This window comes from Acidiferrobacteraceae bacterium (assembly GCA_037388825.1).
Classification (GTDB): domain Bacteria; phylum Pseudomonadota; class Gammaproteobacteria; order Acidiferrobacterales; family JAJDNE01; genus JARRJV01.
The window spans coordinates 1-7,690 of the sequence record JARRJV010000093.1; the positions used below are offsets into that span (position 1 = coordinate 1).

11 protein-coding genes are annotated in these 7,690 nt (G+C 57.0%); all 11 read left to right on the forward strand.

Going from position 1 to position 7,690, the window contains the following annotated elements; genetic code table 11:
• A partial coding sequence (locus P8X48_12115; GenBank protein MEJ2108050.1) for a hypothetical protein occupies positions 1-690 on the forward strand: 690 nt, incomplete at its 5' end.
• A gap of 21 nt (positions 691-711) precedes the next feature.
• A complete protein-coding gene (locus P8X48_12120) occupies positions 712-1,047 on the forward strand; it encodes a YrdB family protein (protein MEJ2108051.1) in 336 nt (111 codons plus the stop codon).
• Positions 1,048-1,147: 100 nt separating this feature from the next.
• Positions 1,148-1,540: a cupin domain-containing protein gene (locus tag P8X48_12125; GenBank protein MEJ2108052.1), complete on the forward strand. Its 393-nt coding sequence runs from the start codon at positions 1,148-1,150 to the stop codon at positions 1,538-1,540.
• Positions 1,541-1,545: 5 nt separating this feature from the next.
• Positions 1,546-1,926 carry a hypothetical protein gene (locus P8X48_12130; protein MEJ2108053.1) on the forward strand — a complete coding sequence of 127 codons (381 nt, stop codon included), beginning with the start codon at positions 1,546-1,548 and terminating at the stop codon, positions 1,924-1,926.
• Between the two features lie 184 nt (positions 1,927-2,110).
• Complete coding sequence (locus P8X48_12135) at positions 2,111-2,545, forward strand: hypothetical protein (protein MEJ2108054.1); 435 nt, start codon at positions 2,111-2,113, stop codon at positions 2,543-2,545.
• Positions 2,546-2,624: 79 nt separating this feature from the next.
• The gene (locus tag P8X48_12140; GenBank protein ID MEJ2108055.1) at positions 2,625-4,190 is read left to right on the forward strand and encodes a hypothetical protein; all 1,566 of its coding nucleotides are present in this window, start codon (positions 2,625-2,627) and stop codon (positions 4,188-4,190) included.
• A 45-nt stretch (positions 4,191-4,235) separates the two neighbouring features.
• Positions 4,236-4,874, forward strand: coding sequence for a LysE family translocator (locus P8X48_12145; GenBank protein ID MEJ2108056.1), 639 nt, complete (start codon positions 4,236-4,238; stop codon positions 4,872-4,874).
• Positions 4,875-5,112: 238 nt separating this feature from the next.
• Positions 5,113-6,006 (forward strand): Kdo hydroxylase family protein, encoded by an 894-nt coding sequence (locus P8X48_12150; GenBank protein MEJ2108057.1) that lies wholly within the window; start codon positions 5,113-5,115, stop codon positions 6,004-6,006.
• A 120-nt stretch (positions 6,007-6,126) separates the two neighbouring features.
• Positions 6,127-6,531: a DUF202 domain-containing protein gene (locus tag P8X48_12155; protein MEJ2108058.1), complete on the forward strand. Its 405-nt coding sequence runs from the start codon at positions 6,127-6,129 to the stop codon at positions 6,529-6,531.
• A 35-nt stretch (positions 6,532-6,566) separates the two neighbouring features.
• The gene (locus P8X48_12160) at positions 6,567-6,962 is read left to right on the forward strand and encodes an MAPEG family protein (protein MEJ2108059.1); all 396 of its coding nucleotides are present in this window, start codon (positions 6,567-6,569) and stop codon (positions 6,960-6,962) included.
• 229 nt (positions 6,963-7,191) lie between these two features.
• Positions 7,192-7,665, forward strand: a complete 474-nt coding sequence (locus P8X48_12165) for an SDR family NAD(P)-dependent oxidoreductase (protein ID MEJ2108060.1) — start codon at positions 7,192-7,194, stop codon at positions 7,663-7,665.
• The last annotated feature ends 25 nt before the right edge of the window (positions 7,666-7,690 follow it).

The window sequence follows — 7,690 nt, forward strand, 5'->3', positions numbered from 1 at the left end:
GTCGATAGACAAGATCTTGGGAGCCGCGGTATGAGTTCACAGTCAGGATTCACGTTGAGGGAGAAGATCCTCTTGCACGGGCTGACATTGTCGGGCGTGTTCTTCGTGCTTTTCCCCATGGCAAGGCCTTTCTTCGATGAAACCACGCTTGCCGGGGCGATGCAGTTTGCGTCCGGTAGATGGGTACTGGCCCATTCTCTCGGAATGTTCGGGCTTATCCTGATGCCGGTGGGCTTCTTTGGATCGTATCTCTTCTTCAGAGAAACCAGGGCGGAAAAGGCAGCGTTCAATGCGTTCATTACCAACCTCATCGGGGCAGGCCTGACCTTGCCCTTTTTTGGAGCCGAGGCGTTCAGCTTGCAGGTCATCGGGCACGCGGCGGTTGATATGAACAACCCGGCCCTGATACCCCTGGTCAATCAAGTAAGGTTCGGACCCGGCCTGTTCTTCATAGGCATTGGCCTGATATTGATGTCCATATCCACGATAATCATTGCGAGGGCAGCATGGATATCGGGCAGGATGCCGAAATGGGCAGGGATTCCTCTTGCGGTTGGTTTTGTCCTGTTTATGCCTCTGCTCCAGGGAGATCCGGCATTCCAGTGGATGAGGATAGCGGACGGTTTGTTGATACTGGCAGGTTGCTTCATTCTTGTACGCAAGACCCGAAGCCTGGCTGAGGCAAACTAGATGCTGACAAGGTCACAAACTGTGAACCTGACGCTTCGTGCGGTCCTGGAGTTGAGCATCGTGCTCGCATTCGGCTACTGGGGATACGAAACAGGGACCACCGAGGCATCCAGAATCGGTTTCCTTGTTCTGTTCCCCGTTGTGGGCTTTGGAATTTGGGGTGCGATCGATTTCCATCAGCTTGGGAAAAATGCGGAATATTTCAGGCTGGTCCAGGAACTCGTCATATCGTTGCTTGCAGCTTACGGCTTGTATTTATCAGGACAAATGGTGTTCGCAGTGAGCCTGGCGGCGCTTACGATTGTCTATCACGTGCTGGTCTACCTTTCCGGGGAGAGGCTCTTGAAGAACGCATAGGGCAACACAAACGCAGGGGACAGACCACGGTTCTGAAGACGAGAAAAGGAGTCCGACGTCTTACCTACATCAGGGAGTTCGCTAGCCGGAGGATATCAACATGGACATGAAAATCTATCGAGTCGGTTCCAGACCCTCCGCGAAAGGCCCGGCGGAGCATTTCACCGGAGACGTCCGCCTTGACCCGCTATTCGACCCGATCGATCCGGCCCGCACGTCGGCGGCCCTGGTCACCTTTGAGCCGGGCGCCCGGTCCGATTGGCATACCCATCCCCTGGGCCAGCACCTGATCGTCACGGCCGGCAGCGGCTGGACCCAGTGCTGGGGCGGTCCCAAGAAGGAGATCCACGCGGGGGACGTCGTGTTCTGCAACTGTGGCAAGAAGCATTGGCACGGCGCCACCGACACCACCGGCATGAGCCACATTGCCGTGCAGGAGTGGAAGGACGGCACTCCGGTAAACTGGCTGGAGAAGGTGACGGACGAACAGTAGGCACTATGAAACCGGAATCTCGTCTGCTGCTGGTCGACGCAATCATCAATCTGGTCCTGGGAGTGGTGCTGATCTTCTTTCCCGGGCCGGTGGTTGCGGCCCTGGGGGTCCCGAGCGTCGACTCGGCGTTCTACCCCAGCATTCTGGGTGCGGTGCTTTTCGGGATCGGGATTGCCCTCCTGGTGCAGCGCAGAGCCGGTGGTGGACTGGGTCTGCGCGGGGCGGTTGCCATCAATCTCAGCGGTGGCGTAGTCCTGGTTTTCTGGCTCCTGTTCGGCCACCTGCAGCTGCCGGTACGAGGTCTGGTCTTTCTATGGGCATTGGCGGCGGTCCTGGTGGGAATCAGTACCGTCGAGCTTGTCGCGGCAGCGCGCCGAAAGCTGTAGAACAACAAACCGTAGCATTCCGGTTCTCCAAGCTTGCCATCATTGCTTCGGAGAAGTCATTCCCTATCGAGCGGTACCGTTGCGTGGCTTCCTGACCGCGGATCCCTCTTGTCAGTCACGATCGAATATCAGAGGATGCTTATTCATTACACAGTTTTTACACGCGACGACAGGAATTCTTGCCATGCCAAACGTCAGCACTCCCTTGCTCGGATGGGCCTTTAACGATGTGCTCAATGAGTTGCACCAGCTTGTTTTCGAGGGCGTCCCCGGTGAGTCGCACCCATTCGTCCTGCACCTCGATGGCCGCAAGCTTTCGGAGATGGAGTGGCAGCGATGGCTCAAGACCTGGTCGGACTTTGCCAAGCGGATCGATGCGCGTCATGCCGGGCTGGCCAGCTATATCGCCTATGCGGTGGGCATCGCGCGGGACGACAAGAATCTGATGAACCAGGCATTCGACACAATTAGCGCATCGATCGAGGATAACGACCGGCTCAAGGGCACAATACGCGACATCGACAGCGTGGTCGTGTTCATGAAGGCGGCAACCTCAAAGAACCGAAGCGACGGAATCATCATCGGCCATCTTCAGTCCCGCGGAATTGAGGATTTCTAGGAAGGATCGGGCAGCGCGCTGTCCGCGGTCAATGCCATGTTTGCAGTGTTCAGGAAGCCGGCGGCAAGAAGAGGGCTCAATGAATAAGATCTATCTGCTTGTCCTGCTTCTTGTTTCTGCAGAAACCGCGTTCGCGTCACAACAAGCTCCAATAGTTCCTGAGTCGGCTCAAGATGGGGCAATCAAACAGACAACACTTCAACGAGATGCCCTCAGGACGGCAAAGGGGCGGATCATGTTGGATTACGAGGTGATCCCGGTTCCTGGATATAAATCGATCGATTTACTTGGCGCACACTATCTTCATCAATTGAATTCTTGGCTCTACCTGGGTGTCGGGATTCACGCACCATTGGTGTACGGCAATTACAGTGGCTTCATGGCCTTCGATACAACCCTCCATGCTCAACGCAGAATCTTTGGAAACTCGTTTGTCGATGCGGGGGTGTCTCTTGGCGGCGGAGCCGGCGGCTCCAGTATATCCCAGGTTGTACAATTGTCCGGTACGGGGAGATTAATCAAAAGCTACATAGGATTGGGCTACGATTTTCGCAATTTCTCGGCAGGGGTAAATTACACTCACTTTCAATTTGTCGATTCACTAACAGATCACTCTCAACTGGATTTCTTTTTTCAAAAACCGGTTTCGTACTTTGTCGGTTCCTATGCGTATTCAGGCAGACAAACAGGTTCGGATGTTTCTCTTCCGGGGGTCGGGGAAACCATATTGGCGGCGGAATTCAACAACATATTTCAACTCAATCCCACAGGGTCGAATAGAAATACGATCAATTCACTGTCTCTTCAATTCTCACATTTCCTGAACAGAAACCCCTATGTGTTTTTTGGAGTAGAGGCCGGCTATCAAGGCCTCCCGTGGTACAACCAGGCTCTAGGAGGTATTGGGTACAGGTATTCAATGTCTCCTCGCATTAATTTCTATGGCCAAATCGGTGTGGGTAGCGGAGGGTATGACCCGGCGGAAATCGATATAGGCCCCGGGCTAATTGTGTATCCCAAGGTGTCGGCAGAGTATTTGTTAAACAAGACCCTTGGTATCGCTTTGTCGACTGGCTATGTGGTGGCACCCTACGGGACCTCGAAGAACGTCACCTTGGGCGCAGCCCTGAATTACCACCTTGCTAGCAAAGAAGGAAGCCGTCTTGGAACCGGCACTGAGAACGTTCAGAGATTCAGGGGATTCCGCTTCAATGTGTTCCACCAAACGGAATTTAATGTACGAGTTGGGACCAGCGCGCACCATAATATCAATTTACTGTCAGCTCAGTGGGACAGTATCCTGAGTGACCACTGGTATTTGCCTATCCAGGCTAGCGTCGCGACGAATGACTTTCTCGGATACCCAGGGTATGGGGAGCTATCAGCTGGATTAGGTGTACAGAACAAATACGTCGCAAGAAATCGTTTCCAGAACTTTTTCCAGGTACTAATTGGAACAAACATCAATAACTTTGTGCTAAAAACGTCGGCTGGCCTGAACTATAGTCTGACCGACAACCTCGCGCTCTATGGCCAGGTGGGCAGGACAATATCACTCAACAAGTGGACGCAGTACGCGTTCGATATGCGGGTAAATGCCGACTCGGTCGGTTTGGGATTGACATACCGTTTCTCATTGCTGTGATCAATATTCCAGTTTTTCGTACGTGAAGGGCGAACGATTATATCCATGACAATGCATTTGCCTACCTTGCCGCTGCTAGCTGCATTCATTGCAGCGAGCATCGTTCTGGCCATCACGCCGGGGCCCGGCGTGTTATATATCGTCGCCCGCAGCGTCATTCATGGCCGCCGCGCCGGCTTGATGTCGGTGGCGGGAGTCGCCCTGGGCAATTTCGGCAACGCAGCCGTCGCCGCGGTGGGCCTGGGTGCCTTGTTTGCGGTCTCGACGCTTGCCTTCTCCGTAGCGCAGTATGCGGGGGCTCTCTACCTGGTGTACCTGGGCATCAGGTTGCTGCGCTCCAAATCGACGGAAGATCCGGACTCGGTGCCGATCCCCAGTTCCGGGGCTCGCGTTTTCCAGGATGGTTTCCTGGTCGCTCTGCTCAACCCCAAGACAGCCGTCTTCTTTGCCGCGTTCCTGCCCCAGTTCATGACGCCTGCGACACCGCCCCTGCTGCAGAGCCTGTTCCTCGGTTCGCTGTTTGTTGTCATTGCGGCCGCTACGGACAGCGTCTACGCCCTGACCGCGAGCACGGTCGCACCGCGAGCCAGGCGTTTGGGTCGCCATGCCCGGATCTTCGGCGGCGGGGTATTCATCGGGCTGGGCTTGTTCGCGGCGCTGTCCGGGTCACGGGCAGGCAAATGAGAGGCCGGGGGGTCTCGCAAGAATGGTTCTGATCGCGGCCTTGCCACGGGCGCCGCTACCGGGTCGGTATTTCTGCGCTATAAAACCAACGCTATCTTAACGCGCAGGAACACGTTCCAAAGTAATCTGCTGTTCCCAGTTGGGGAGCGATAGAAGTTCTTCGCCGGATACAACTTCTTTTGCTTGATCCCGGAACGTGACAAGGCCCGGTGCAGTCCGGGCAGGCGCGGTAAATCTCATGGCGGAGGCAATTTGCGCGAGCGAGGTGGCATCGCTTCCCGTAAGCGGGTGGGATCAGCCGTGCGCCTCGGAGACCCGAGAGCAGGCCGTGGGCGTGCTCGAAGGTGGAGATGTGGTTTTCATTCCGCAGCTGCGGTTTGCGCTGGACAATGGCGAAGACCGTCTGCTGACACCGGCGATCGCGGGCGAGGGGAAGAATATCAGCCTGGACCCTGCAAGCGGGGTATTGCGTGGCAGCAGTGCCGCGGACACGGAGATGGAGTTGCTTCAGGGAATGATGATACGGTTCGCCAGCTTGAGCCGGGCCTTGCTGCTCAACCTGCTGCCGGGGTACGCGGCTGAGCTGACACAGGCGCGCACAAGCTTTCGGCCGGTCGAGATTGCCGGGCGCTCAAGCTCCTGGCGCAAGGACGATACACGTCTGCACGTGGACAGTTTTCCGTCCACCCCTACCCAGGGCAGACGCATCCTGCGTGTGTTCACGAATATCAATCCGCAGGGGCGGCCCCGATCCTGGAGGGTGGGCGAGCCGTTCGCCGCGGTGGTCGGCCGATACATTCATTCGATCCCGGGCCCGGCGCCGGCCTCCAGTGTGGCGCTGAATTTGTTGGGTCTGACGAAGAGCCGGCGCAGCGCCTACGATCACTACATGCTGAGACTGCATGACACGATGAAGGCAGACCTGGACTACCAGAAGAATGCAGTACAAAGGCAATTCGAATTTTCCGCGGGAAGTACATGGATTGCTTTTACTGACAAGACGTCCCACGCCGCGAGGGGCGGCCAGTACGCGTTGGAGCAGACATTCTACCTGCCGGTTGATGCGATGATGAATCCGGCGCAATCGCCGCTGCGGATTCTGGAGCACACCCTGGGCCGCCGCCTGGTATGACACCGGTACCGGCTCGCGCAAAACGAAAAACCAGTTCCCTGGAAACCGATCGGATCGTGCAGATTGGGAAATCGCGCTTCCCGATTCTGGTATTCTTGTCCTGCAACGACGGAGGGAGAAATGGCAGAAGAGGAGCCCACGAAAGAAGATCAGACTACCATCGGTCACCGCCTGGTTTACTTCGCGGCCGAACGCACGCTGATGTCCTGGGTGCGCGCGGCGCTGGGCTTGATGGGCCTGGGGTTTGTGATCGATCGCTTCGGCCTGGTATTGCGCCAGCTTGCGCCGTCGGCATTGGCCCATCACTCCAAGGCCTTTTCGTTCTGGGGCGGGACGGTGCTGGTCCTGGTGGGCGCCGTCATGGCCTCGGTCGCGGCCCTGCGCTACTGGCTATTTGCCCGCAACTACCGTCATGGTGAATCCACCCGGCCGGGCCACGGGATTATGCTCGGGATCCTTTTCACGGTGATTGTGGCCGTGCTCGGGTTCGTGGTGGCGGCGTTCCTGTTGACCGTGGGAGATTGAGCAGCCGTGCGACCACTGAACAGGGAGCATCAGGTGTGAGTATCGAGTTGAGTGTTCTGGTCTGGAGCGTTGTGTTGGGCTTCGTTCACATCATCGTGGCGTCCCAGGCCAAGGCCCTTCAGCTCGGCTACCGATGGACCGCCAGCGCTCGGGATGACGAACGGCCGGCGCTGACGGGGGTGGCGGGCCGCCTCGACCGGGCCGCGAGTAACTATGTGGAAACATTCCCTTTTTTTGCGACTTTGGTGCTTGTTGCGCAGGGGGTGCACATTCACAACGCCCTGACGGTATGGGGATCGTTTCTGTATCTTGGCGGGCGTGTGCTGTACCTGCCGCTGTATGCCTTCGGTGTCTATCTCATCCGTTCGCTGGTGTGGAATGTAGCCGCCCTGGGCATATTCCTGTTTCTGTTTGCTCTATTGCGCCCATAGGTCCTGCTTGCTCGTGATATGGGCAGACGAAGCGTAATCAAGAAGCGTTTTCTTCCCCATTCCATGATCATCCAGGACTGTAAAAAGGAAAAGAAACGCAAAGCTTGCTGATCGCGAATCTGGGCAATGTTTTGACATCGATTACAACTGCATAGCCTCGTCGATTGGGTTCGAACTTTCGGGATATGGTCTGTCCAATCCTGGGCGCACACGGAATCCGGAGGTGTGTATGGGTATCGCGGTGATCACGGGAGCGGAGCGTGGCCTTGGGCTGGGAGTGGCCCGCGCACTGGCGGAGCATGGCTATACGCCCATCCTGACCGGACGCGACACTGCCGCCCTGGAGGAAGTCGCAAGCAAGTTGCCCGGTGTTGCTCGTACGGCAGCGCTCGACGTGGCGTCCGATGCCTCCGTCACCGCGTTCTTTGCCGGGCTGGAGGCTCGGGAAGGACGGATCGATGTGCTGGTGAACAATGCCGGCCGGCTCTACAACGGAAGGCCCGACGGGCTGAATACCACGGCCGAGGAGATCATTGAGGCGATCAACAACAACGCACTGGGTGCCTGGCGCATGATGCAACGGGTGATCCCGATGATGAACGCGCAGGGCTATGGCCGGATCGTCAACGTCTCCTCGGCCATGGGCGCGCTCGATTCCCTTGGACCTAATTCGGTGCTCATCGGGCTTCCAAGGCGGCGCTGAATTCCCTGACTCTCATTGCCGCGCC

Coding starts and splice junctions, on each gene's coding strand:
- P8X48_12135 (MEJ2108054.1), top strand. CDS start 2,111: ATGCCAAACGTCAGCACTCCCTTGCTCGGATGGGCCTTTAACGATGTG.
- P8X48_12165 (MEJ2108060.1), top strand. CDS start 7,192: ATGGGTATCGCGGTGATCACGGGAGCGGAGCGTGGCCTTGGGCTGGGA.
- P8X48_12130 (MEJ2108053.1), top strand. CDS start 1,546: ATGAAACCGGAATCTCGTCTGCTGCTGGTCGACGCAATCATCAATCTG.
- P8X48_12155 (MEJ2108058.1), top strand. CDS start 6,127: ATGGCAGAAGAGGAGCCCACGAAAGAAGATCAGACTACCATCGGTCAC.
- P8X48_12145 (MEJ2108056.1), top strand. CDS start 4,236: ATGACAATGCATTTGCCTACCTTGCCGCTGCTAGCTGCATTCATTGCA.
- P8X48_12140 (MEJ2108055.1), top strand. CDS start 2,625: ATGAATAAGATCTATCTGCTTGTCCTGCTTCTTGTTTCTGCAGAAACC.
- P8X48_12125 (MEJ2108052.1), top strand. CDS start 1,148: ATGGACATGAAAATCTATCGAGTCGGTTCCAGACCCTCCGCGAAAGGC.
- P8X48_12150 (MEJ2108057.1), top strand. CDS start 5,113: ATGGCGGAGGCAATTTGCGCGAGCGAGGTGGCATCGCTTCCCGTAAGC.